The sequence below is a fragment of the Sphingopyxis sp. genome (assembly GCF_050916055.1).
In the GTDB taxonomy this organism is placed as follows: domain Bacteria; phylum Pseudomonadota; class Alphaproteobacteria; order Sphingomonadales; family Sphingomonadaceae; genus Sphingopyxis.
Window position 1 is genome coordinate 116,878 of the sequence record NZ_CP051527.1, and the last position, 22,426, is coordinate 139,303.

General features: G+C 68.2%; 19 protein-coding genes and 1 pseudogene. 10 read left to right on the forward strand and 10 right to left on the reverse strand.

The window, feature by feature from the left end; translation table 11 throughout:
• Nucleotides 1-165: 165 nt before the first annotated feature.
• The 4 genes from HEQ22_RS00545 to HEQ22_RS00560 form a co-directional block, all read right to left on the reverse strand.
• Entirely contained in the window at nucleotides 166-816 is a 651-nt protein-coding gene (locus HEQ22_RS00545; RefSeq protein ID WP_432769258.1) for an ATP-dependent Clp protease proteolytic subunit, read from the reverse strand.
• A gap of 136 nt (nucleotides 817-952) precedes the next feature.
• A complete protein-coding gene (fdxA, locus tag HEQ22_RS00550) occupies nucleotides 953-1,291 on the reverse strand; it encodes a ferredoxin FdxA (protein ID WP_432769259.1) in 339 nt (112 codons plus the stop codon).
• A 176-nt stretch (nucleotides 1,292-1,467) separates the two neighbouring features.
• Nucleotides 1,468-1,767 carry an RNA-binding S4 domain-containing protein gene (locus HEQ22_RS00555; protein ID WP_432769260.1) on the reverse strand — a complete coding sequence of 100 codons (300 nt, stop codon included), beginning with the start codon at nucleotides 1,765-1,767 and terminating at the stop codon, nucleotides 1,468-1,470.
• Nucleotides 1,764-4,532 (reverse strand): helicase-related protein, encoded by a 2,769-nt coding sequence (locus tag HEQ22_RS00560; RefSeq protein ID WP_432769261.1) that lies wholly within the window; start codon nucleotides 4,530-4,532, stop codon nucleotides 1,764-1,766. Before HEQ22_RS00560 ends, HEQ22_RS00555 begins: the two co-directional genes overlap by 4 nt.
• Nucleotides 4,533-4,849: 317 nt before the next feature.
• On the opposite strand from HEQ22_RS00560, the gene HEQ22_RS00565 reads away from it, so the two are divergent.
• The 5 genes from HEQ22_RS00565 to HEQ22_RS00585 all read left to right on the forward strand — a co-directional run bounded on the left by HEQ22_RS00565 (nucleotide 4,850) and on the right by HEQ22_RS00585 (nucleotide 10,650).
• The gene (locus tag HEQ22_RS00565) at nucleotides 4,850-6,379 is read left to right on the forward strand and encodes a M23 family metallopeptidase (RefSeq protein ID WP_432769262.1); all 1,530 of its coding nucleotides are present in this window, start codon (nucleotides 4,850-4,852) and stop codon (nucleotides 6,377-6,379) included.
• 172 nt (nucleotides 6,380-6,551) lie between these two features.
• Nucleotides 6,552-7,550 carry a porphobilinogen synthase gene (gene hemB / locus HEQ22_RS00570; protein ID WP_432769263.1) on the forward strand — a complete coding sequence of 333 codons (999 nt, stop codon included), beginning with the start codon at nucleotides 6,552-6,554 and terminating at the stop codon, nucleotides 7,548-7,550.
• A 27-nt stretch (nucleotides 7,551-7,577) separates the two neighbouring features.
• A complete protein-coding gene (locus HEQ22_RS00575) occupies nucleotides 7,578-9,839 on the forward strand; it encodes a spermidine synthase (protein WP_432769264.1) in 2,262 nt (753 codons plus the stop codon).
• Nucleotides 9,836-10,390, forward strand: a complete 555-nt coding sequence (locus HEQ22_RS00580) for a gamma carbonic anhydrase family protein (RefSeq protein WP_432769265.1) — start codon at nucleotides 9,836-9,838, stop codon at nucleotides 10,388-10,390. The genes HEQ22_RS00575 and HEQ22_RS00580 overlap by 4 nt, the downstream gene beginning before the upstream one ends.
• A gap of 122 nt (nucleotides 10,391-10,512) precedes the next feature.
• On the forward strand, nucleotides 10,513-10,650 hold the full coding sequence (locus HEQ22_RS00585; protein ID WP_432769266.1) for a hypothetical protein: 138 nt from the start codon (nucleotides 10,513-10,515) through the stop codon (nucleotides 10,648-10,650).
• A gap of 97 nt (nucleotides 10,651-10,747) precedes the next feature.
• On the opposite strand, the gene HEQ22_RS00590 is transcribed toward HEQ22_RS00585, so the two are convergent.
• The 6 genes from HEQ22_RS00590 to HEQ22_RS00615 all read right to left on the reverse strand — a co-directional run bounded on the left by HEQ22_RS00590 (nucleotide 10,748) and on the right by HEQ22_RS00615 (nucleotide 16,819).
• Entirely contained in the window at nucleotides 10,748-11,320 is a 573-nt protein-coding gene (locus tag HEQ22_RS00590; protein WP_432769267.1) for a urate hydroxylase PuuD, read from the reverse strand.
• Between the two features lie 76 nt (nucleotides 11,321-11,396).
• Complete coding sequence (locus HEQ22_RS00595; RefSeq protein WP_432769268.1) at nucleotides 11,397-12,065, reverse strand: inner membrane-spanning protein YciB; 669 nt, start codon at nucleotides 12,063-12,065, stop codon at nucleotides 11,397-11,399.
• Nucleotides 12,062-12,988, reverse strand: coding sequence for a signal recognition particle-docking protein FtsY (gene ftsY, locus HEQ22_RS00600; protein ID WP_432769269.1), 927 nt, complete (start codon nucleotides 12,986-12,988; stop codon nucleotides 12,062-12,064). Before ftsY ends, HEQ22_RS00595 begins: the two co-directional genes overlap by 4 nt.
• The gene (locus tag HEQ22_RS00605; protein ID WP_432769270.1) at nucleotides 12,985-14,292 is read right to left on the reverse strand and encodes a MiaB/RimO family radical SAM methylthiotransferase; all 1,308 of its coding nucleotides are present in this window, start codon (nucleotides 14,290-14,292) and stop codon (nucleotides 12,985-12,987) included. The genes ftsY and HEQ22_RS00605 overlap by 4 nt, the downstream gene beginning before the upstream one ends.
• Nucleotides 14,289-15,095, reverse strand: coding sequence for a diaminopimelate epimerase (gene dapF / locus HEQ22_RS00610; protein WP_432769271.1), 807 nt, complete (start codon nucleotides 15,093-15,095; stop codon nucleotides 14,289-14,291). Before dapF ends, HEQ22_RS00605 begins: the two co-directional genes overlap by 4 nt.
• 86 nt (nucleotides 15,096-15,181) lie before the next feature.
• Nucleotides 15,182-16,819, reverse strand: coding sequence for a putative bifunctional diguanylate cyclase/phosphodiesterase (locus HEQ22_RS00615; RefSeq protein ID WP_432769272.1), 1,638 nt, complete (start codon nucleotides 16,817-16,819; stop codon nucleotides 15,182-15,184).
• A 258-nt stretch (nucleotides 16,820-17,077) separates the two neighbouring features.
• On the opposite strand from HEQ22_RS00615, the gene ffh reads away from it, so the two are divergent.
• The 5 genes and pseudogenes from ffh (at nucleotide 17,078) to HEQ22_RS00640 (ending at nucleotide 22,400) form a co-directional block, all read left to right on the forward strand.
• The gene (gene ffh, locus HEQ22_RS00620; protein WP_432769273.1) at nucleotides 17,078-18,544 is read left to right on the forward strand and encodes a signal recognition particle protein; all 1,467 of its coding nucleotides are present in this window, start codon (nucleotides 17,078-17,080) and stop codon (nucleotides 18,542-18,544) included.
• 39 nt (nucleotides 18,545-18,583) lie between these two features.
• Nucleotides 18,584-19,060 (forward strand): annotated as a pseudogene (gene rpsP, locus HEQ22_RS00625) (30S ribosomal protein S16); the annotation flags it as partial.
• Nucleotides 19,061-19,258: 198 nt separating this feature from the next.
• Entirely contained in the window at nucleotides 19,259-19,768 is a 510-nt protein-coding gene (gene rimM / locus HEQ22_RS00630; protein ID WP_432769274.1) for a ribosome maturation factor RimM, read from the forward strand.
• A gap of 153 nt (nucleotides 19,769-19,921) precedes the next feature.
• The gene (locus HEQ22_RS00635) at nucleotides 19,922-20,791 is read left to right on the forward strand and encodes an OmpA family protein (RefSeq protein ID WP_432769275.1); all 870 of its coding nucleotides are present in this window, start codon (nucleotides 19,922-19,924) and stop codon (nucleotides 20,789-20,791) included.
• Between the two features lie 100 nt (nucleotides 20,792-20,891).
• Nucleotides 20,892-22,400 (forward strand): serine hydrolase domain-containing protein, encoded by a 1,509-nt coding sequence (locus HEQ22_RS00640; protein ID WP_432769276.1) that lies wholly within the window; start codon nucleotides 20,892-20,894, stop codon nucleotides 22,398-22,400.
• Nucleotides 22,401-22,426: the final 26 nt, after the last annotated feature.

Here is a 22,426-nt window from a genome sequence, read left to right on the forward strand (position 1 = left end):
CGGTGCCGTCCTTATCCTAGCCCGCGGCCACCCAATTACAATATGGCAATTGGGTGACATCGCAGCAATGTCCCGCCTAGCAGCGAGGCGCCAAGCGGGCGTCAACAAATGCGGTTAAGCGCTTGTCTTGGGCTACCGCGCGGTCGGTGCCGCAACCTGATCGACTCAGGGCGTCGGGCCTTCGCTCACATCCTTCGGCGCGTCGTCGCTGGGCAGGCCGGGGCGGCGGTCGAACACCTGGTCGACGATGCCGAATTCCTTGGCTTCGTCGGCTTCGAGGAAGGTGTCGCGGTCCATCGCCTTTTCGATCTCTTTCAGCGAGCGGCCGGTGTATTTGACGTAGAGCTCGTTCATCCGCTTGCGAATGCGCAGAATCTCGCGCGCCTGGATCTCGATGTCCGACGCCATGCCGCGGGCGCCGCCCGACGGCTGGTGGACCATCACGCGGGCGTTCGACAGTGCGACGCGCATCCCCGGCTCGCCCGCGGCGAGCAGGAAGCTGCCCATCGACGCGGCCTGGCCGATGCACACCGTGCCGACCCGCGGGCGGATATATTGCATGGTGTCGTGGATCGCCATGCCTGCGGTGACGACGCCGCCCGGCGAGTTGATGTACATGTAGATGTCCTTCTTCGGATTTTCCGATTCGAGGAACAACAGCTGGGCGGTGATCAGCGAGGCCATATGATCCTCGACCTCGCCGGTGACGAAGATGATCCGTTCGCGCAGCAGCCGCGAGAAAATGTCGAAGCTGCGTTCGCCGCGGCTCGTCTGTTCGACGACAACGGGGACCAGCGCGGCGAGCGGATCAATCATCTGAATTTCGTCCTTCATCATGGAGTGCCGCGCCGCGAACCGGCCGGCGACCCCCTCTGCCGCCCTACATCGTCGCCAAGCGGGGCGGTTTCAAGGGGGCAAAAAAAGGGGCGGGAAAGTCCCGCCCCATTATGCGTCAGTCGCCCTGGCCCGGTTCGGGCGAGAAATATTTGTCGAACTTGTCGTCGACGCCTTTGAACTCGTCGGCGTCGGCGGGGCTGTCCTTCTTGACCGTGATGTTCGGCCATTCGGCGCTGAACTTGGTGTTGACCTCGAGCCATTTTTCCAGCCCGCTCTCGGTATCGGGCAGGATCGCCTCGGCCGGGCATTCGGGTTCGCACACGCCGCAATCGATGCATTCGTTGGGATTGATGACGAGCATATTCTCGCCCTCATAGAAACAGTCGACCGGGCAGACCTCGACGCAGTCCATATATTTGCAACGGACGCAGGCATCGGTGACGACATAGGTCATGGGTTCTTGCTCCCTTCGATGACGGCGATGCGGCCGTCAGGCTCTGTAATAACGGCCCGCCTCTATGCCGCTGGACGACGGCGCGTCAACGCTTTGCGACAGTTGCGAATCACTCTCATTGCATTAGCCGCTGCGGCCGTGCGGGTGGCGACAGCTTTTCCTTCACGCCTGATAGGTCAGCTGGCGAGCGGGGCGGCGCCGGCGTCGAGGCGGCGGTAATGCGCCGCCGCCTCGCTTGCCGGACCGCGCCGCGCGGGCAGCGCAAGCAGCCGGAGCACCGCGATATGTTCGCCGACCGGCAGCACCAGCACCTGCCCGGCATGGACCGCGCACGAGGCGCGGGTGACGCGCCGCCCGTCGAGGCGGATATGGCCCGCCGCGATCACCGCCTGCGCCAGGCTGCGCGAGCGCGCGAGGCGCAGATACCAGAGCAGCTTGTCGAGCCGGATGCTGCCGGCCGCGGCGGGGCTGGTCATCCGTCCTTGCGGCCGTCGGCGAGCAGCGCGGCGAGCCCGGCGAACGGGCTGTGCGGCGAGGGCGCGCGCCGCGCCGGGCGGTCAGGCCGCGGCGGCGCGGGATTGTCCCGGCGCGGCGGCGGTGGGGCGCGCTTCGTCTTGGCCTGATCGGCGGGCGGGCGCCGGGCATCGCCGTTCGCGCCGCCGCGCGGCGCCGCGGCGACGGCCTTGCGCGGCGGTTTGCGGCGCGGGCGTTTTTCGGCCTTGCGCAGCCCCGACCAGCGCCAGCGGTGCAGCGCGGGTTCGCCGACGCTGCGGAAACCGAAACTGCCGAGCAGCCCGCGCCGTGTCTCCTCATCGAGACCGAGCGAGGTGGCGAGCGCCGGGTCGATGACGAAGCCGGGCAGCGATGCTGCGGCGGCGGCGTCGGCCTCGTCGCCATGATGGTCGTCGTGATGATCGGCGCGGCCCGCGATCGGTGCGGTCGGCGGCGCGGCGGCCTGCATCCGCGCGGCGTGCGCCTGGCGCGCGAGCTTTTCGGCCATGTCGATCCGCAGCCAGCCGGCGGCGCAGCGGCGAAAGCCGGCGATCGTCAGCCCGCCGTGGCTGCCGGTCTTTTGCAGCACCGCGCCGTGCGGCGGCAGTGCCGGAATCGGCGCGCCCTGCTGCGCCGCAGTCAGCGCGGCGCGCCAGCGCACCGCCTCGGGCTTGAGAAGGGTGGGATGGAAAATGTCGAGCGACCCGATGGTGAGGCCGAGCTTGCGGAGGATCGGCCGCTCGTCGGGGGCGAGCGCCGCGAGTTGATCCTCGACCGCGGCGCGGCCGATCATCCCGCTATTGTCGGTGAGCGCCGCGAGCAGCGCGCGGATGCGCGGCGGGGTGAACAGGTCGCCGGCGGCGTCGCCCATCGCGGCGAGCGGGGCAGCGTGCCGCGCCAGTTGCTGCGCCACGAAGCGCTGCAAGCGGTCGGCGATCGCCTGCACCTGCGCGGGTTCGAGGCGGCGCAGCGAAGGGTCGATCTGGATCGACGGCTGGACCAGCGTCGGCCCCTTGGCGAGCGTGGCCACGGCGTCGCCGTGCCACGCGAGGCGCGGCGCGCTACCCGCCTCGGCAACCAGGGTGATCGCGCGGTCGTCGCCTTCGGCCAGCGCCGCGGCGCGGCGCGCGAGTTCGGCGCGCAGATGCTTTTCCGCCGCCGCGAGCAGCATGCGGTGATCGCTGGCCTTGGCCACCGGGTCGACCCTGAACTGGAACCCCTTCAGCGTGCCGATCGCCTCGCCGTCGACCGCGACGGTGCCGTCGGGGCCGACCGCCACCGGCAAGGCGGCGCCGCGCTGTCCGGCGTCGCGCAGCAACAGCGCCAGCCGCCGGTCGACGAAACGCTGCGCGAGCGCGGCGTGCAGCGCGTCGGACAGCCGCGATTCGAGCGATTGGGTCTGTTCGGTCCAGCCGGCGCCGCCCATGATCCAGTCGCCGCGCTGGGCGATGAAGCACAGGGTGCGGACGGCGGCGATGCGGCTGGCCAGCTGGTCGATGTCGCCCTCGACATCGTCGAGCCGGGCGAGGCGGCGGGCGAACCAGTCGGGGTCGATCATCCCGTTGCCGCTGGTGCGCCATTGCCACAGCTTGAGCACGGTGCGGCTGTGATGTTCGGCGCCCAATTGTTCGAAGTCGGGCAAGCCGCAAACGTCCCACAGGCGCTGGACCGCATCGAAGTCGCCGCCGCGCGCGCGCACCTCCATGTCGCCGGCGAGATGCTTGAGCACCGCGATGTCGACCGCCTCGGGCGCCGGGCGCAGCGCCGGCTGGGTCGGCGGCTGGGCGAGGTCGGACAGCAGCTGGTCGAGCGAGCCGAAGCGCGGGGTCGGGTTGCGCCAGAACAGGCTGGCGAGCGGCGGGAAATGATGCCCCTCGATCGCGGCGATTTCCTCGGGGGTGAAGCCGCCCTGCGGCAGGCCGATGGTGCCGAAGCTGCCGTCCTGCTGGTGGCGCCCGGCGCGGCCGGCGATCTGCGCCATCTCGGCGATCGTCAGCCGCCGCAGCCGGCGGCCGTCGAATTTTTGCAAGGACGCGAAAGCGACGTGCTGGACGTCGAGGTTGAGCCCCATGCCGATCGCGTCGGTGGCGACGAGATAATCGACCTCGCCTGCCTCGAACATCGCGACCTGCGAATTGCGCGTCTTGGGGCTGAGTGCCCCCATCACCACCGCGGCGCCGCCCGAAAAGCGGCGCAGCATTTCGGCGATCGCATAGACTTCTTCCGCCGAAAAGGCGACGATCGCCGAGCGCTTCGGCAGCCGCGACAGTTTCGACGACCCGGCGTAGCTCAGGGTCGAGAAGCGCGGGCGGGTGACGATCTCGGCCTCGGGAATCAGGGTCTTGACCAGGGTGCGGATGCTCGCCGACCCCAGGATCATCGTCTCTTCGCGGCCGCGGGCGCGCAGCATGCGGTCGGTAAAGACATGGCCGCGCTCGGGATCGGCGCCGAGCTGCGCCTCGTCGATGCCGACGAAGGCGACGTCGCGGGTCAGCGGCAAGGCTTCCATCGTGCCGAGCAGATAGCGCGCTTCGGGCGGGATGATTCGCTCTTCGCCGGTGACGAGCGCCACCTGCGCCGCGCCTTTCATCGCGACGACCCGATCGTACACCTCGCGCGCCAGCAGGCGCAGCGGAAAGCCGATCATCCCGCTCGACCGGGCGGTCAGCCGCTCGACCGCCAAATGGGTTTTGCCGGTGTTGGTGGGGCCAAGGACGGCCTTGACCTGATGAGGAGAGGGTAAGGTCATTGTCTTGTCCGCCAAGCTGGCATGGGCGCGCCCGCGGCGCAACAGGCGATAGCGGCGCCCGCGCATTCTAGTGCACTTGCTCACCGATCCAAAGGTTCCGGTCCTTTCCACGTCATGTCGCGGCGGGGCCACGGCTTGCCGCATCGCCGCGCGCGACGATCCCCATTAAATTGACTTTAACGAACTTTCTTTACAGACGAAGCTTCGAAAACATCATTCGGCGGCGGGATTTTCGGGCGCGCCGAGCGGGGGTTGCAGACTTGTTCCAGCGTCACGAACCCATCGCGGGGATGTCCGGCAATGCGGCCGCCCTCACGATGTCGCAAGCGGTTCCGCTGCTGCGGCACAGCGCCGACAACGCGGCGCCGCCGGCGTGGCGCGACGCGCTGCGCGACCGGATCGCGCACCTCGACCTGGTTCCCGACCTTGGCAACAATATCGGTTCGACCGAATGGTGGCGCGGCCTGGCCACGCTGACCCTGCTGTGCGGCAGCGCGATCGCGACCTTCCCCGGCGTTGCGCCGCTCGCCGCCCCCGGCACCGCGGCGCTCGACGCCGCCGATTTCAACGAGGCGCGCGCGCAGATGATCGTGCCGCTCGCGCTCGGCGGCGACACCGGGCGCCACATGGCGGCGACCGACGCGGTCCGCCCGCTGACGCAGACCCCCGAGCGCCCGCAGATCGAACTGACCGCGACGCTCGGCCGCGGCGACAGCTTTGCCCGTCTGCTCGAACGCTCGGGCGTCGGCGGCAGCGAGGCGCAGGCGCTCGCCAGTCAGGTTTCGGGCGCGGTGCCGCTCGCCGACATCGCTCCGGGCACGCGCATCGACCTGGTGCTCGGCCGCCGTGCCGCGCGCACCATGCCGCGCCCCGTCGAGGCGCTGGCGATGCGCGCGCGCTTCGACCTGCGCATCGAGATGGAGCGCATCGACGGGCGGCTGGTGATGCGGCGCATCCCGATCGCGGTCGATACGACCCCGCTGCGCATCCGCGGCCGGGTCGGCGACAGCCTGTATCGATCGGCACGCGCCGCCGGCGCCCCGGCGGAAACGGTGCAGGCCTATCTGCGCGTCATCGGCAAACAGATTTCGGTCGGCAGCGCCATTCGCGCCTCCGACGAATATGACATCATCGTCGATTATCGCCGCGCCGAAACCGGTGAGAGCGAGACCGGCAAGCTGCTCTATGCGGGGCTGATCCGCGACGGCAAAGCCAAGCTGTCGATGCTCGAATGGAATGTCGACGGCCAGCGCCAGTGGTTCGAGGCGTCGGGGGTCGGCGAACAGCGGGGCGGCATGACGCGCCCGACCAACGGTCGCATCACCTCGAGCTTCGGAATGCGGCGGCACCCGATCCTCGGTTACAAGCGGATGCACAGCGGCATCGATTTCGGCGGCGGGTATGGCGCCCCGATCTATGCGGTCAGCGACGGCGTCGTCAGCATGGCGGGGCGCAACGGCGGCTATGGCAATTTCGTCAAGCTCAGCCACGGCGACGGCCTCGCCACCGGCTATGGCCATATGAGCCGAATCGCGGTGCGGTCGGGCCAGCGGGTCAATCGCGGACAGGTGATCGGCTATATCGGCTCGACCGGCCTATCGACCGGCCCGCACCTCCATTACGAACTGTATCGCAACGGCCGCGCGGTCAATCCGTCGTCGGTCACCTTCGTCACCCGGGCGCTGCTCGAGGGCAAGGCGCTCGCCGATTTCCGCGCCCGCATCCGCACGCTGACCGCGGTCGCGCCCGGCGCCGCGCTGGCGCCGATTGCGCCGAAGCAGGCCGAAGGGCCGAAGCTGGGTTCGCTTGCAGACGTGGCCTCGAAGCGCGCGGGCGGCGGGATCTAACGCGCTATCGACCCTGCTCTGCTCCGTTCGTGTCGAGCGAAGTCGAGACACCCGTCGGCGAGGCGCCAGATCTAGGGGCATCTCGACTTCGCTCGATGCGAACGGGATTTGGGGTTCCTTGAATCCGCCAATATCCATTTGCCCCGCGCCCGCACCCCGCTATGCACGCGGCATGACTGCCGCCGCCTTTCCTGACCTGCGCCTGCGTCGCACCCGCCGCACCGGCTGGAGCCGCGCGATGGTGCGTGAGACCCACCTGTCGCCGGCGAACCTGATCTGGCCGTTGTTCGTCTGCGACGGGACGGGCGTCGAAGAACCGGTCGCCAGCCTGCCCGGCGTGTCGCGCTGGTCGGTGGACCACATCGTCGATCGCGCCCGCGACGCGGCGGCGGCGGGCATTCCGTGCGTCGCGCTGTTTCCCTATACTCAGGCGGGCCGGCGCAGCGAAGACGGCGCCGAGGCGCTGAACTCCGACAATCTGATGTGCCGCGCCGTCGCCGCGATCAAGCAGACGCTCGGCGACGACATCGGCGTGCTCACCGACGTCGCGCTCGACCCCTATACCAGCCACGGGCAGGACGGGCTGATCGACGACAGCGGCTATGTGCTCAATGACGAAACGGTCGCGGTGCTCGTCGGGCAGGCGCTCAATCAGGCGCGCGCCGGCGCCGACATCATCGCGCCGAGCGACATGATGGACGGGCGCATCGGCGCGATCCGGCAGGCGCTGGAGGCCGAGGGGTTCGGCCATGTCCAGATCATGAGCTACGCCGCCAAATATGCCTCGGCCTTCTATGGCCCGTTCCGCGATGCGGTCGGTTCGCGCGGGCTGCTGAAAGGCGACAAGAAAACCTATCAGATGGACCCCGCCAACGCCGAAGAGGCATTGCGCGAGGTCGCGCAGGACCTGGCCGAGGGTGCTGACAGCGTGATGGTCAAGCCCGGGCTGCCTTATCTCGACATCGTGCGCGCCGTTAAGGAGGTTTTTGCAGTGCCGGTCTATGCGTACCAGGTGTCGGGGGAATATGCGATGATCGAAGCCGCTGCCGCGGCCGGCGCGGGCGACCGCGACGCGCTGGTGCTGGAGACCTTGCTGGCGTTCCGCCGCGCCGGGGCGTCGGGGGTGCTGAGTTACCATGCGCTGCATGCCGCGCGGCTGCTGGGTGCATGACCAAATGATCGATAGGGGTGGGGTTTTATGACTGCGTTACCGCGGCGCTGGCTGTTCGTGCTGACCATATTGGTCGGCAGCTTTCTGCTCTTTCTCGTCCAGCCGATGGTGGCGCGGATGGTGCTGCCCAAATTGGGCGGCGCGCCGGCAGTCTGGAACAGCGCGATGCTGGTCTATCAGGCGCTGCTGCTCGGCGGTTATGCCTATGCCCACTGGCTCGGCCGCTTTGCGGTGCGGCGCCAGGCGATGATCCATGTCGCGCTGCTCGTGCTGGCGGCGCTGTGGCTGCCGATCGGCATCGCGAGCATCGCGCCGCCGGGGGCAGGGCAGGAGGCGCTGTGGGTGCCGCTGCTGCTCGTCGCCTCGATCGGTCCGGTGTTTTTCGTCGTCGCGGCGCAGGCGCCGCTGATGCAGCGCTGGTTCGCCGCTGACGCGCGCGCCGGTGATCCCTATTATCTCTATGCCGCGTCGAACCTCGGCAGCTTTGCCGGGCTGATCAGCTATCCGGCGCTGGTCGAACCCAGCCTGCCGCTCGCGGCGCAGAGCTGGGGCTGGACCGCGGGCTACGGTCTGCTCGTCGCGCTCGTCGCGGCGAGCGCGGCGGCGCGCTGGCATGGCGCGACCGCAAGCCATGACTCCGGCGCCGACGCCGTGGCCGATGAACCGCGTCCGGCGCTGCGGCGCCAGCTGCACTGGTTGCTGATCGCGGCGGTGCCTTCGGGCCTGATGCTATCGACGACGACGCATCTCACCACCGACATCGTCGCGATGCCGCTTTTGTGGGTGTTGCCGCTCGGGCTCTATCTGCTCAGCTTCGTGATCGCCTTTTCGACCGCGACGCGGGTGACGCAGATCGTCACCACCATCGCCCCAGCGGTGCTGCTGCTCGTCGGCGGTCTGGGACTGCTCAGCTCGGGCGGCGGCTCGATGCTCGTGGCGTTCGCCAGTCTGGCGATGCTGTTCGTGGTCGCGACCGCTCTGCACGGTTATCTCTATCACCTGCGCCCGGCGCCGCAGCATCTGACGCTCTTTTATCTCGTCATGTCGGCGGGGGGGGTGGTCGGCGGGCTGTTCGCGGCGCTGTTCGCACCGCTGCTGTTCGACTGGGTGTACGAGCATCCGCTGCTGATCCTCGCCGCGGCGGCGCTGCTGCCGCTGCCGGCGCTGTTCCCGTGGGACAAATGGCTGAAGCTGACCCCGGTCAACAGCCGCATCGTCGTGATCCTGCTGGTCGCCTTGGCGGCGGTCGCGAGCTGGACGATGGCCTCCGACTGGGACGGCGCGATCGGGACCGGAACTGCGGCGTGGGGATTTGCCATCGTGGCGGTCGGCATTCTGGTCCTTGGCTGGCGCTGGGCCTTTGTCGCGGTGCTGGCGCTGCTGATGATCGGGGTCGGCGGCTGGGATACGCTGGAGGAAAGCGTCGCTGGGACGCGGGTACGCAGCTATTTCGGCGTCTATACCGTCACCGATGATCCGCAACGCGCGCAGCGCCGCCTTGCCCATGGCACGACGCTGCACGGACTCCAGCGCACGGCGACCGGTCACCGGCTCGAACCGACGACCTATTATGGTCACCAGTCGGGGGTCGGGCTGACCCTCGACAAGGCGGAGATGCTGGCCGGCGCCGACGCATCGATCGGCATCGTCGGGCTGGGGGCGGGGACGCTCGCCTGCTATCGGCAGCCGGGACAGGACTGGACGATCTTCGAAATTGATCCGGTGATGGTCGACATTGCGCGCGATTCGGCCAAATTCACCTTCCTGTCCGATTGCGCGCCGGCGGTGCCGATCGAGATCGGCGACGCGCGGCTACGGATCGCCGACGGCCCGGCGGCCCGCTTCGACATCCTGGTCATCGACGCCTTTTCGTCCGACGCGATCCCGCTCCACCTGCTGACCAAGGAAGCGATCGGCATTTATGCGCGGGCGTTGAAACCCGATGGCGTGCTGCTGATCCATATCTCGAACCGCTTCTTCGGGCTCGAACCGGTGCTGGCGGCCGAGGCGCAGGCGCGTGGGTGGAGCGCGGCGATCCGGCTCGATCCGGGGCCGGCGGGCGATTACGATCCCAGCGGCCTCACCGGGTCGAACTGGGTCGCGCTCACCGCGACGCCGCAGCGCCTGGAGCAGTTGACCGGCGCGCTGCGGCCGCGCGACAAGGCGCGCGACGACGGCGCGTGGGTTCCGCTCGCCGCGCGGCCCGGCTTCGAACGCTGGACCGACGATTATTCATCGACGCTGCCTGTCCTGCTGTGGGGCAGCCTGATCGGGAAACGCGACGAATGATCCACCGCGACGTGAGCATCATCGGCGTCAACGGCAAGACGCCGACGATCCACCCGAGCGCCTTTATCGCGCCGGGGTGCCGGATCATCGGCGACGTGCGCGTCGGCGCCGATGTCACCATCTGGTATAATTGCGTCCTGCGCGCCGACGTCAGCCACATTGTTATCGGCGCACGGTCGAACATCCAGGACGGCAGCGTCGTCCATTGCGACGGCCCGATGCCGCACCGCCCCGAAGGCTTTCCGACGATCATCGGCGAGGATGTGCTGATCGGCCATATGGCGATGGTGCATGGCTGCACGCTCGCCGATCGCGCTTTCGTGGGGCTGAAGGCGACGGTGATGAACGGGTGCCGCATCGGCAGCGACGCGATGCTGGCGGCGGGGGCGCTGCTCACCGAGAACAAGGAAATCCCCGACCGCGAACTGTGGGCCGGATCGCCGGCGCGGCGGGTGCGCGAGATCGACGATGCCCAGGCTGCGGGGATGCAGATGGGCGTCGCGCATTATGTGATGAACGGGCGGATGCACAAGGCGGCGATCGAGGGCTGACATCGCCCTCGGCCCGCTGTGACATGCCGCACAGCGTTTCGGCAAAAGGACGTATAACTCAGGTCATGGCCGGCGAATCGATGCCAGCCATCTCGCAGCCCTTTTGAAAAAGGAACATTGTGATGACCAAGAAAGTCGATCCCAAGGCAAAGCAGCCGAAGCCCGTCGAATTGAACGACGACCAGCTGTCGGACGTCGCCGGCGGCCGCGCCAGGAAGGCCGCCCCGGCGGCGCCCGCAGCGCCCGCACCCATGATGTAATCGCCGTTCGCCGCGGCGCCCGGCGTGTGCCGGGCGCGTAAGGCGGCGGTCGAGCGTCAGGCTGAGATCCCCTCCCGCAAGCGGGAGGGGAAAGGCCTCAGCTGAAGTTCACCATCGCATAGAGCATCGGGATCGACAGCAAGGTGTTGGTCCGCGAAAAGATCATCGCGGTCTTCGCGGCCTTGGCCTTGGTCGCATCGTCGGCCTCGACGATGCCCAGCGCCTTTTTCTGGTTCGGCCAGATAACGAACCACACGTTGAACGCCATGATCAGTCCCAGCCACATGCCCGCGCCGATCAGCTGATACGGATCCTCGAAGGTCAGCGCCGGGACCAGATATTTGGCGTGTCCGGCGATTGCGACGCCCAGCACCACCGTCGCCAGCGCCGCCCAGCGGAACCAGAACAGCGCAGCGGGCGCGATATGCTTGCCGACCGCGGGTTTCAGTTCTGCCGGGATTTTGGGCATCGTCGGGATCTGGACGAAGTTGAAATAATAAAGCAGGCCGATCCACAGCACGCCAAAGAAGGTGTGCAGCCAGCGCATGATCGCATTGCCCGCGGCGATGCCGTCCTCGAAATTCTGGCCGTTCAGCCCGAGCATCAGAATGATCGCGAGCACCAGGCCCGCGCCCAGTACGGCGTGCAGATTGCCGAAAAATTTGTCCATGTCTTCCCCCCTCGCATGTTGGCGGCGCGGCGCGACCCGGTGCCTGTCGCCGCTATGCCAGCGTCAGGGGTCGGACTCAACTTTTGTCGGTTGCTTCTTCGGGAATGGCGAGGCCGTGTTTCAGCATCACCGGCAGCTGCGACAGGGTGAAGACGAACGACAGGGCGGTCACGCCCCACACCTTGATCGTCAGCCACAGATCGAAGCTCATCTGCTTCGCCTGGATGAGTTCGTACATGACATGGTTGGCGATGCCGAGCGCGGCGAAGAACAGCCCCCAGTTGCGCGACAGGAGCAGCCAGCCGCGGTCGGTCAGCCCGTCGAGCGCCGACTGGAGCAGATATTTCAGCATCGGCCGCCCGAACCACCAGCCGCCGAGCAGGATCGCGGCAAAGGCGGCGTAGATGATCGTCGGCTTCATCACGATGAAGCGTTCGTCGTGGAACCAGATGGTGAGCGCGCCGAAGCCGATGACGAGGATGCTCGACATCCACAGCATCGGCGAAATCTTGCCGAGCTTCCATTTCGACACCGCCATCGCGACGATGATCGCCACCATGAAGGCGACGGTGCCCTTGATCGCGGCGGTGGTCGCGGCAAACGCACCTTCGCCGCCCGAGGCGAATTTATAGGCGAGGAAAAACACGAGCAGCGGCCCGAAGTCGATCGCGAAATTCAGCCAGCCATGCTTGGCAGGCGGCGGCGCCGGAACCGCCTCGGGGCCGGCGGGAAGGACGTCGCTCATCGGATATTTCCTGCAATGATGCCCGCGATCTCGTCGGCATCGAACGGGCGAAGGTCATCGATCGTTTCGCCGATGCCGATCGCGTGGATGGGAAGCCCGTGGCGTTCGGCCGCGGATACGAGCACGCCGCCGCGCGCGGTGCCGTCGAGCTTGGTCATCACCAGCCCCGTGACCCCCGCCACCTCGCGGAACACGTCGATCTGCGCCAGCGCATTCTGTCCCGTGGTGGCGTCGAGCACGAGCACCACATCGTGCGGCGCCGCAGGGTTGAGCCGCCCCAGCACGCGCTTGATCTTGGCAAGCTCGTCCATCAGCTCGCGCTTGTTCTGCAATCGCCCGGCGGTGTCGACGATCAGCACGTCGATGCCGGTCGCGGTCGCCTGCTTCACCGCATCGAACACGATGCCGGCGCTGTCGCCGCCCTCGGGCCCCGCCATGATCGGCACGCCGAGGCGTTCGGCCCAGACCTTGAGCTGGCCGATCGCGGCGGCGCGGAAGGTGTCGCCGGCGACGAGCATCACGCCATAATCCTGTTCCTGGAACAGGTGCGCGAGCTTGGCGATGGTCGTAGTCTTGCCCGATCCGTTGACCCCGATCACCAGGATGACCTGCGGACGCGGGAAGGCGTCGATGTCGAGCGGCTCGGCCACCGGGCGCAGCACCGCGGCGATTTCCTCCGCGACGATGCGGCGCAGTTCGTCGGTGCCGCCGGCGACGGCATCGCGGCGCGCCGCCAGCCGGTCGCGGATCCGCGCTGCCATCGCGGGGCCGAGGTCGGCGGTGATCAGCGCTTCCTCGATCCGGTCGAGATCGTCCTCGTCGAGCCGCGCCTTGCCGGTGAGCCCCGCCAGATTGTCGCCCAGCCGCTCCGACGTGCGCTTGAGGCCGCCGAGCAGCCGGTCGCTCCAGTTCGCGGTGCTCATGCGGCGATATCCTGGGTGATGGGTGTGGCGATCATGCGGTCTCCGTCCCGCGCGGTCAGCCGCACGTCGATGATGATGCCCGGCGCCGCGGGGGCTGCGAGGCGGATGGCGGTGAAATTTTCGGCATGGCCGGTCTGCCCGTCGCGCTCGACGAGCAGCGCCGCAGCGGTGCCGCTCTGGCGGTCGAGCCAGGCGTGCCGCCGCCGGGCGTTGGCCTCGCGCAGCGTCGCGGCGCGTTCGCGCGCTACGGAACGGCCGACCTGGGGCATCCGCGCCGCGGGGGTACCGGCGCGCGGGCTGTAGGGAAAGATATGGCCGAAGACGATGTCGCAGTCGTCGATCAGTGCGAGCGAGCGTGCAAACATCGCGGCGTCCTCGGTCGGGAAACCGGCGATCAGGTCGGCGCCGATGGCGATGTCGGCGCGCGCCGCCTTCAGCCGCTGCACCAGCGCGACGGCGTCGGCGCGGCGGTGGCGGCGCTTCATCCGTGTCAGCACCATATCGTCGCCGGCCTGGAGCGACAGATGGACGTGCGGCATTATCCGGCGTTCCTGGGTGAGCAAGGCGAACAGATGGTCGTCGATGCGGTTCGGGTCGAGCGAGGAGAGGCGAAAACGCTCGACGGGCAGGGTGAGTAAAGCCTCGACCAGCGCCGCCAGCGTTGTGCCGCTGTCGTCGCCATAGCTGGCAAGGTCGACCCCGGTCAGGATGATCTCGCGCTGGCCGCGCTCCAGTGCGGTGCGCGCGCTTGCGACCACGGCATCGACCGTCGCCGACCGCGCGGTCCCGCGCGCCATCACCGTCGCGCAAAAGGTGCAGCTGTGCGAACAGCCGGTCTGGACGCCGAGGAAGGCGCGGGCGTGGTCGACGCCGGAGAGCGCGGGGGTGTAAGGCAAACTGCGCCCCTGCGAAGGCAGGGGCCCATCTCCGGACGGCTGCGTGCTGCGACCACCGGCGATGGGTCCCTGCCTTCGCAGGGACACGGTGGCTGGGCGATAGCTCTCGACGAGCCCCTTGGCATCGTTGCGCACCACCCGCGCGCCCATGTCGGCAAAGCGCGCAGCCTCGAGTTCGGCGGCGCAGCCGGTGACCACGACATCCGCCTCCGGTCTTTCGCGCAGCGCCCGGCGCACGGCTTGCCGCGCCTGCCGCACCGCTTCGTCGGTGACCGCGCAGCTGTTGAAGACGATCGTGTCGCGCGCGCCGGCTTCGCGCGTCGCGGCGCGGATCGCCTCGCCCTCGGCGATATTCAGCCGGCATCCGAAATTGACGACGTCGGCGCCGTCCACAACCGCACCGCTCATCCGAACTGCGCCCAGTCGGTCTCGCCCTCATACACCCGCGTTGCCGCGCCGCTCATCACGATCGGCTCGCCCGGGGCCCAGCGGATGATCAGGTCGCCGCCGGGCAGCGCAACGGTGACCGGCGATTGCACCAGCCCCGCGCGGATCGCCGCGACCGCGGTCGCGCAGGCGCCAGTGCCGCACGCCTGCGTCAGCCCGACGCCGCGCTCCCACACGCGAAGCTGCAATTGATTGTCGCCGTCGAGGCTGGCGACGTTGACGTTGACGCGCTCGGGGAAAAGCGGGTCGGTCTCGATCCGCGGCCCCAGCGCGTCAAGCGCGACGGCGTCGGCCTCGGGGACAAAAAACACGATATGCGGATTGCCGACATTGACCGCGGCGCCATGTTCCAGCTCGTCCCACGCGACCGGCATGTCGCGGGTGTCCATCGGCATCGCGAGCGGGATATGCTCCCAGTCGAACCGCGGTTCGCCTAGCACCACTTCGGCGCCGCCGTCGGCCGGGGTGACGCGCAGCATCCCGCCCAGCGTCTCGATCACCGCGGGCTGGCCGATCAGCGTCGCGACGCAGCGGGTGGCATTGCCGCACGCCTCGACCTCGCCGCCATCGGCGTTGAAGATGCGCATCCGGACGTCGGCCTTGATCGACGGTTCGAGCAGGATCAGCTGGTCGCAGCCGATGCCGTGGCGCCGGTCGGCGATCGCATGGGCGCGCGCCGGGGTCATCTCGACCGCGCCGCCGCGCGCGTCGATGACGACGAAATCATTGCCGAGGCCGTGCATCTTGGTGAAGCGGTCCGCCATAGCCGCGCATGTAAGGGCGCGGGCGTGGGAAGTCTAGCGATGCGGCCAGCACCGTCGCGCCTGCCTGCGCGGTGGCGACGGCTAAGTTACGCCGACTTGCGCAGCGGCTCGGCGCCCGCCGTGTCCGAACCCGCGGCGACGTCGGCGGCGGGCAGCATCGGGGCGCGAAGCAGGCCGCGCGCGGCGAGCATCGCCGCGGTGTCGGCGGCCGAGGCGGCGCGGCCATAGTGCCAGCCCTGGCCCTTGGCGCAGCCGAGGCGGGTCAGTTCGATCGCGGTCGCCTCGTCCTCCACCCCTTCGGCAGTGATCGGCATCGACAGGCTTTCGCCCAGCCGCACGATCGCGACGACGATCGCCTGCGCATCGGCGCTGTCGCGCATCGCGGCGACGAAGCTGCGGTCGATCTTGATCCGGTCGAAGGGTAGTGCGCGCAGGTGCGACAGCGAACTGTAGCCGGTGCCGAAATCGTCGAGGCTGAGCGACACGCCCTGGTTCTTGAGGCTGGTGACGATCGAGCGGACGAGCGGCAGATCCTCGAACAGCGAGCTTTCGGTGATCTCGACCTCGAGCTGACTGGCGGGGAACCCGACCTCCACCAGCAGCTTTGTCAGTTTCTGGCTGAACCAGGGGTCCTTCAGCTGCTGCGGCGAGATATTGACCGCGAGCATGATCGAGGAATCCCAGCTTTTGGCGATTTCCATCGCCTGTCGGACGACCTGCAGCGACAGTTCGCCGATTAGGCCGCTTTCTTCGGCGACGGGGATGAAACGTTCGGGCGGGATCATGCCATATTCGGGCGAATCCCAGCGCATCAGCATCTCGAACCCGACCAGCCGGCCGGTCGCGATATCGACCTGCGGTTCGAAATGCGGCAGGAATTCGCCGCGCGGCATCCCGCTGCGGATCCCGGTTTCAATCTGGTTGCGGACCTGCACCGCCATTTCCATGCCCGCCTCGAACCAGCAATAGCGGTTCCGGCCCTCGTCCTTGCAATGATACATGGCGATGTCGGCCTGGCGGACCATCGTTTCCATCGTCATCGTCGCTTCGCTCGCCAATGCGATGCCGAGCGAGGCGCCGACGCGGATCTGCTGGGCATCGTGCGCCACCGGGGTTTCGAGCGCGCCGACCAGTTCGGCGGCGAGCGCGTCGATGTTGGCACGCGCCGCGCCGTCGAACGGCAGCATCGCGACGAACTCGTCGCCGCCGAGCCGCGCCATCGTCGCCGTCGGCGGCAGGATTGCGGCGATGCGTTCGGCGGCGACCTGGAGCACCCGGTCGCCGGCGGCGTGGCCGTGGATGTCGTTGACGGTCTTGAAATGGTCGAGGTCGAGCAGGAACAGCGCGACGTGGCGGCGCTCGGCCGCGGCGCTGGCGATCAGCCGCTGGCCGTCGGCGAGCAGCGCGCGGCGGTTGAGGAAGCCGGTGAGCGGATCGGTGTCGGCGAGATACCGGGCGCGCTGCTCGGCCTCGGTGCGTTCGCGAATCTCGCGGTTGAGGTCTTCGTAGCGGCGCCAGCCGAACAGGATCAGCGCGATGTTGAGCACCAGCGTCGCGGTGAGCAGCTTGTCGGGTCCGCCGCCCAGCCCGATGAGCGTACGGACCAGCGCCTGCATCACATTGCTGCCGGTGCCGACGAAGAGCAGGATCGCGGCGACGACGATGCCGCCCGCGATGATGTCGCGCTTGGCGCCTGCGCTTCGGTCCGGTTGCCTTGCCGTCATATGATTACCCCACCTCAGGCGGCGATAATGCCCGCACAGCGGTGAAATTTGCGTTAAGCGGCGCGGTCTGCCGCCAAGGGGCTGGCCGCTTGCCTTTTTTCCCGGCTTTGCGTAAAGGCCCTCGCGTACCGCCGCATCTTGGGGCGGGACATATCGACATCCGCGACGGAAAACCCTGTCCACGGATACCGCTGGTTGGCGAGGTTTCGCTCACCGGCGTGTTTTGCGTTGCGGACGTCGAAAGCAAGGATTTTGACTGTGTTCGATAGTCTGAGCCAGAGGCTGGGCGATGTTTTCGGGAAGCTGCGCGGTCGCGGTGCGCTGACCGAGGCCGACGTGCGCGCCGCCATGCGCGAGGTGCGAATCGCGCTGCTCGAGGCCGACGTCGCGCTGCCCGTCGTGCGCAGCTTCGTCGATCAGGTCATCGACCTCGCGATCGGCCAGAATGTCCTGCGCTCGGTCACTCCGGGGCAGCAGGTGGTCAAGATCGTCAGCGACGCGCTGACCGAAATGCTCGGCTCCGAAACCGCCGAGCTCGACCTTGCCGTCACCCCGCCCGCGGTGATCATGATGGTCGGCCTGCAAGGTTCGGGCAAGACCACCACGACCGCGAAGATCGCCAAGCGGCTGAAGGAAAAAGAGCGCAAGAAGGTGCTGATGGCGTCGCTCGACGTCAATCGCCCGGCGGCGCAGGAACAGCTCGCCGTGCTCGGCACCCAGATCGACGTCGCGACGCTACCGATCGTCGCGGGGCAGGGGCCGGTCGAGATCGCGAACCGCGCGATGCAGGCGGCAAAGCTGCAGGGCTATGACGTCCTGATGCTCGACACCGCGGGCCGGCTGCACGTCGACCAGCAGCTGATGGACGAGATGCAGGCGGTGTCGCGCACCGCCAATCCCGCCGAAACCCTGCTCGTCGTCGACAGCCTGACCGGTCAGGACGCGGTGCAGGTCGCGCAGCGCTTTACCGACCAGGTGCCGCTGACCGGCGTCGTGCTGACCCGCATGGACGGCGACGCGCGCGGCGGTGCGGCGCTGTCGATGCGCGCGGTCACCGGCAAGCCGATCAAGTTCGCAGGCACGGGTGAGAAGCTCGACGCCCTCGAACTGTTCCAGCCGTCGCGCATCGCGGGCCGCATCCTCGGCATGGGCGACGTCGTCAGCCTCGTCGAACGCGCCGCCGAAACGATCCAGGCCGACGAGGCCGAGGCGATGGCCAAGAAGATGGCGAAGGGTCAGTTCGACCTCGACGATCTTCGCACCCAATTGAACCAGATGCGCCGCATGGGCGGGCTGGGCGCGCTCGCGGGGATGATCCCGGGCCTGAAAAAGGCGCAGGTTGCGGCGGCGCAGGGCGGCGCCGACGACAAGACGCTGGTGCATATGGACGCGATCATGGGGTCGATGACCGCGAAGGAGCGCGCCAAGCCAGAGCTGATCAACGCCAAGCGCAAGATCCGCATCGCCAACGGGTCGGGCACCACCGTGCAGCAGGTCAACAAGGTGCTGAAAATGCATCAGGAAATGGCCACCGCGATGAAGAAGATCCGCAAGATGGGCGGGCTGAAAGGCCTCGGCGCGCTGCTCGGCCGGGGCGGCGGCATTCCCGGCATGGGCGGCGGCGGCATGGGTGGCGGCGGAGGCGGTGGCCTTGGCGGGCTGCCCGGGCTCGGCGGCGGCGGCATTCCGCCCGACCTCGCCAATCTGATCAACAAGAAGAAATAACTCGACTGAACCTAAACTTTTGAACTGAAGGAAAATATCATGGCTACCTCCATTCGCCTGTCGCGCGGCGGCTCCAAGAAGCGCCCCTATTACAAGATCGTCGTCGCCGATTCGCGCAGCCCGCGCGACGGCCGCTTCATCGAGCGCATCGGCAGCTACAACCCGCTGCTCGCCAAGGACAATCCGGAGCGGATCAAGCTCGACGCCGAGCGTGCGACGCACTGGCTGAGCGTCGGCGCCCAGCCGAGCGACCGCGTCGCCCGCTTCCTCGATGCCGCGGGCATCAAGGAACGCGCCGCGCGCAGCAACCCCAACAAGGCGGTTCCGGGCGAAAAGGCCAAGGAACGCGCCGAGGAAAAGGCGCAGAAGCTGGCTGACGCCGAAGAAGCTGCCGCCGCTGCCGCCGCCGCGCCGGCCCCCGAACCCGAAGCGGTCGAAGAGGCTGCTCCGGCTGAAGAGGCTGCGGCCGAAGCTCCCGCCGCTGAAGAAGCTGCTGCTCCCGAATCGGCTGAATCGGACGCTACCGGTTCGGTGAAGAGCGAAGAGACCGCCGAAGCGGTGGCCGATGCCGTCGCCGACGACGTCCCGGCCGAAGCGACCGCCGACGACGCCGCCGCGATCGCCGAAGAAGTCGCCGAAGGCGGCCCGGTCGCCGCAGAAGCCGAGGAAGCGCCCGCTGCGGAAGCCGGCGAAGAAGAAGCCAAGGCCTAAGTCTTGGCCGACCCGCACCGCCCCGTCACCCTCGCCGCCATCGCCGGCGCGCATGGGGTGCGGGGCGAAGTGCGCCTCAAATTGTTCGGCGAAGGCGCGGAGGCTCTCCGCGCCTTTTCCACATTCGACGCCGCCGGCCGCATGCTGACCCTGAAGTCGGTGCGCCCCGCGAATCAGGGCGCGGTCGCGACCTTTGCCGAAATCGCCGACCGCAGCGCCGCCGAGGCGCTGCGCGGCACGCTGCTCACCGTTCCGCGCTCGGCGCTGCCGCCGCTTGGCGCGGGCGAATATTATCACCACGACCTGATCGGCCTGCCGTGCCGCGCGAGCGATGGCCGGGCGATCGGCCATGTCGTCGCGGTCGACAATTTCGGCGCCGGCGACATCATCGAAATCGAAAAACCGGCCGAACCCGGCAAGAAGCCGCAGCGCTTCATGGTGCCGATGACCGCCCGCGCGGTCCCGCAATGGTCCGACGACGGCATGACCATCGACGCGGCTTTCGTCGAATAGACGCCGTCGCCGCGCCCGTTTTGCATCGGCTCGCCGCACAATCCGCCCGAATTACCCGCGCAATGGCCCGCCCCGTCTTGCCGCGCGTCATCATGTGCCGGAAAGGCCGGATCAACCCGCGGGGGCGGCTTGTCTGGTTGAAGGAGTAAGACGATGCGTGCCGTTTCCAAAAATCGAGGACTTTTGTTGGTGTTTGCCGGGCTGGCCACCGCCAGCGTCGCCGTGCAGGCGCAGGAGGCCGAAGGCGATGTGATGGCGACCGTCTATGGATCGGAAGCGCCCGCGCCTGCCGAGATGACCGAAGGGCCGGACATCGAAGGCATCATCTCCGCGCGCGACGGCAACCGGATCCAGGTTACGACCGCCGACGGCAACAATGCGGTCATCGCGCTCAACGAGAGCACCCGGATCAAGTCGAGCGGCGGCTTCCTGGGTCTCAGCCGCAACAAGCTTGCCGCCGACGCGCTGCTCAACGGTTTGCCGGTCTCGGTCGAGACGAAGCAGGCGGGCGGCGACCTGGTCGCGAGCGAGGTCGAATTGAAGAACAAGGATCTGAAGACCGCGTCGATGATCCACAACGGGACCAACCAGCGCTTTGCCGAACAGACTGCGGCGACCGAGGCGCTGCGCGGACGGGTCGGCGACATCGACCAGTATAATGTCAAAAGCACGACGAGTGTGAACTTCGATACCGGCAAGGCGGTGCTGTCCGAACAGGCGAAGGCCGATCTGTGCACCGCGGCCAGCACCGCCGAGGGCATGGACAATGCGATGCTGCTCGTGGTCGGCTACACCGATTCGACCGGCAGCCAGGAAATCAACCAGGAGCTGAGCGAAAAGCGCGCCGGCGGGGTCGTCAATCACCTGCAGCAGGCGTGCGGCTGGAAACCCTATCGGATGCTGACCCCCACCGGGATGGCCGCAGCCGACCCGGCGGCGGACAATACGACCCCCGAAGGCAAGGCGCAGAACCGCCGCGTCGCGGTGAACATCCTGGTCAGCAAAGGCCTCGACGGGATATAAGTGGCTCCGGGGTGGGTTCGGCCCACCCCGACCTTCCCGCGGCTGTTGTCGCCCCGCGCCGCGGCTGTTAGCGTCGCCGTTCTTTGCCGGGGGGACGGATATGCGCTGGACATCGGGATTGGCCTTGGCGGTCATGCTGGCGGCGCCGCTGTCCGTCGCCGCGCAGGACACCGCGCCGCAGACGCTCGACCGGATCGCCCCCGAAATCGATGCGCTGTTCGCGGCCTATCAGGCCGAAGCGCATGTCCCCGGCCTCGTCTATGGCGTCGTCAGGGAGGGCAAGCTCGCCTATGTGAAGGGCATCGGGGTGCGGGACCTCGATACGAAGCGCCCCGTGACCTCCGACAGCCGGTTTCGCATCGCGTCGATGACCAAGGCGTTCACGGCGCTGGCGATCCTGCACCTGCGCGATGAGGGCAAGCTCCGCCTCGACGACCTGGCCGAGCAATATGTGCCCGAAATGAAGGGCTGGACCTATCCGACGACCGACAGCCCGCGCATCCGGGTGCGCGACCTGCTCCATCATGTCGGGGGGTTCGTGACCGACGATCCGTGGGGCGACCGGCAACAGGTCTTGCCGCAGGCGGACTTCACCCGGATGATCGCGGCGGGGGTGCCGTTCAGCCGGGTGCCGCAAGGCCGCCACGAATATTCGAACTTCGGTTATGCGCTGCTCGGCCGGATCGTCGCCAATGCGTCGGGCATGGCTTATGCCGACTATGTCCGCCAGACGATCCTGACCCCGCTCGGCATGACGGCGAGCGGCTTCGACGTGACGCAGACGCCGAAGGCCGATTACGCCATCGGCTATCGCTGGGAGAACGCCCGCTGGGCGCTGGAACCCGAGATGGCCGACGGCGCGTTCAACGCGATGGGCGGTTTGCAGGTCAGCGCCGGCGATTATGCGAAGTGGGTCGCCTTCCTGCTCTCCGCGTGGCCGGCGCGCGACGGGGCCGATGACGGGCCGGTGAAGCGGGCGACGGTGCGCGAGATCGCGCAGGGACTCAATTTCGTCTCGGTAGCCACCCGCAGCGGCGCGAGCGGTGCCACCGCATGCAAGCAGGCCGCCGCCTATGGCATGGGCTGGCGCGTTGCGCAGGATTGCGATCTCGGGCTGACGCTGGCGCATGGCGGCGGCTACCCGGGATATGGCAGCCATGTGATGCTCATGCCCGATCACGGCGTCGGCGTGTTCGCACTGTCGAATCGCACCTATGCCGGGCCCGCGGCGCCGGCGTGGGACACGGCCGTCCTGATGCACAAATCAGGGCTGCTCGAAGCGCGACAGGTTCCGGTGTCGCCCGCGGTGGCCGAGATGTTCGCCGCGGCGCGCGCGGCCTATGCGGCGGGCAGCCTCGCCCCGCTCGAGGGGCGGCTGGCGATGAATTTCCTGATGGACCGCTCGGCCGAAAACTGGGCCGCCGAATTCGCCCGGCTGAAAGCAGAGGTGGGCGAATGCCCGACGGCCGAACCGCTGGCACCGACCGGCGCGCTGTCGAGCGCCTTCCGCCTCGACTGCGAGCGGGGCCGGATCGACGGAACGCTGCTGCTCGCACCGACGATGCCGGCGTCGATCCAGGCGCTGCGGCTGCGAGTGGTTCAGCCATAGGGGCGGTGAATTGGCGCGGGAGCGCG